Origin of the sequence: Halococcus thailandensis JCM 13552 (assembly GCF_000336715.1) — an archaeon.
GTDB lineage: Archaea > Halobacteriota > Halobacteria > Halobacteriales > Halococcaceae > Halococcus > Halococcus thailandensis.
Genome location: NZ_AOMF01000110.1, coordinates 1 through 2,319 on the forward strand (window position 1 = coordinate 1; position 2,319 = coordinate 2,319).

At 43.3% G+C, this 2,319-nt stretch carries 1 protein-coding gene; it reads left to right on the forward strand.

The genetic code is table 11. From position 1 onward, the window contains the following. Positions 1-311: 311 nt before the first annotated feature. On the forward strand, positions 312-2,267 hold the full coding sequence (locus C451_RS21890; RefSeq protein ID WP_152420420.1) for a hypothetical protein: 1,956 nt from the start codon (positions 312-314) through the stop codon (positions 2,265-2,267). Positions 2,268-2,319: the final 52 nt, after the last annotated feature.

The following is a 2,319-nucleotide window of genomic DNA, read 5'->3' on the forward strand; positions in this document are numbered from 1 at the left end:
CCGTCGCGTTACCCGGTAGGACGGACTTGGTCGTAGACACATCAAGTCCATCCTACCGCATTCCTTGTGAGGACTTCTGCGCCACCGCCCCCTCTTGGCGCAGATCGAGTCCTTGAAGCTCGACGTCCCCCCGTCCGAGTTCTGCGGCACGCCGTCGCTGACGTAGTTCTTTGTCTCTGCCTCAATGGAGAGCGCGATCCCGTGTACAACCCCGCTTGACGCTATCGGCCTTGTTAGCGATACCGCCCGTCTGCGAATTGACACACAAGTGTCTAAAAAACGATTTATGTTCCCAGTCCAGATTAAGTGATATGAGGAGAGGCGTTGAATTGGTTGACGAGGATTTAACATCATTTGAGCCAAAAGGCGGTGTGAAGTTCTTTCGCGATCTGATATGGGCTTCTGCTTCAGATGCAGGTATACAAGCGGAAATGCATGTAAGTCTGAATATAAATACACCAGACGGTGGAATTGATGCAGAAGTAGACAATAATTTTGAGATCGAGGTTCAGAAAGCGAACTATTCAGGGGTGATTTTAGAAGGGAAAACAGGCTATCAGATAAAAACTGGGAGCAAACCATCAAAATCAGACTGCAGAAAAGAGCTATTAAATAAAGAGGGAAATATCAAACCCTATATCAAGAATGTTCTTTCAGAGAAGGGGAATTACGTCTATGTGACGTTTTCTCAACTCACCCCTAAAGAGAGGAAAGAACGGATCAGGGCAATCAAAGAGCAGCTAAACGATAAAGACTGCGACTATGGTGATATAGAGCTATTTGCAATAAATCAGTTAGTCAAGTATGGAAATAGGTATCCTGGACTTGTTTATAAATATTCTTCAAGTGAGGGAGGCGGTATCGACATTAAAACATGGTCTAAACGTCGAGCGATTCGAATACCGGATAAATTCATCAAAACAGAGAATAGATTTGAATCAATACAGAATATCCGCTCCCTTCTCAAAAAATCAGGTGAGGAGTTTGGAAATATCTCCGGTTGCCCTATCTGTAGAATCACTGGAACTAGCGGGCTAGGAAAATCTCGTTTAGTATATGAAGCAGTGCATCATGAACAGTTCTCTGCACGAGTGATATATGCTGATGCAACTAACTTTGAGGGAAGCAACCTAGCGACAACGCTAGAAGTAGATGAAGAGCGCCGCGCGATCATTATACTTGACAATTGTTCTAGAACACAACACCGAAAATTCAGAAATAGATATGAATCGTACGATCGCCTGTCATTAATTACGATTTCAACAGATTCAAACCGAGTTTCTGCAGATCTGCAGGACGAGATAACTCATCTGAGCAGAGACACAATCAAAAAAATTCTAGATTCCGAATTCAATAACGTATCAGCCCAAGCAATAGATCGATTCGCATCTATTTCTGATGGATTTCCAGAAATGGCTCTTTTACTAGCAGAGCGCTATACGGAAGATAAGGATCCGAAAAGCGTTGTAGAAGTTTCCGATTCAACAGTATTCGATCGTCTGTTAATTGGAAATGAATCAGATGCGCCGGACTTACGTGACATAAAAAATATATTAACTCCTTTTGCGTTCTTTGACAGAGTCCACTGGAAGCACTCACGAACCAAGACGGCTCAAGAAAGGCAGTGGTTGATGAAGGCCTTTGATTTAGAATCGGATTACTCAAAAAGTAAAATCTCAGAGGTTCTACAATACGCAAAAAATAGAGGGATACTCAGAGAAGAACAGACGCTATCTTTGCGTACTATCCCGTTGGCAACTTATCTAATGAGAGAAGAAATTCAAGAGGATAATCGAATTCTGTATCTGATCTCTTCAGAATCCTGTCCAGACCAGTTGCAGTGGAGATTCGCGGGACGAATTACATATATGAACACATTTGATCCTGTTCAAATGTGGTCAAAAAATGTATTGAGGAATACTGAATGGTTCGGAGAATATGGATTTAATTCAGCGATCGGTTCAATATTTCAGGCACTCTCAGAGATCACGCCACAGGAGGCATTGTACGTACTTGAGATGTATATCGGGCCACAGGATCGAAAGGGATTAGAGAAGATTGAGGGCCGAAGAATTATACTGGAAAGCTTACGTCGAATCGCTGTCTGGGAAGAGCATTTCTTCAGTGCTGCAGAATTACTACGGAAATTAGCTGAAGCAGAGAATAACAACGGTGTATTAAACAACTCAACGGGAATTTTTTCGGAGCTGTTCTCTTCACAGTATGGCCCCCATCCGTGTTCGGTTAAGGTCTCATCTCTGTGTTGAAGGCGTGAGCCACTCGTTTGTTCAGGGTGAGGCGTGATCTCTCTGGTTGGCG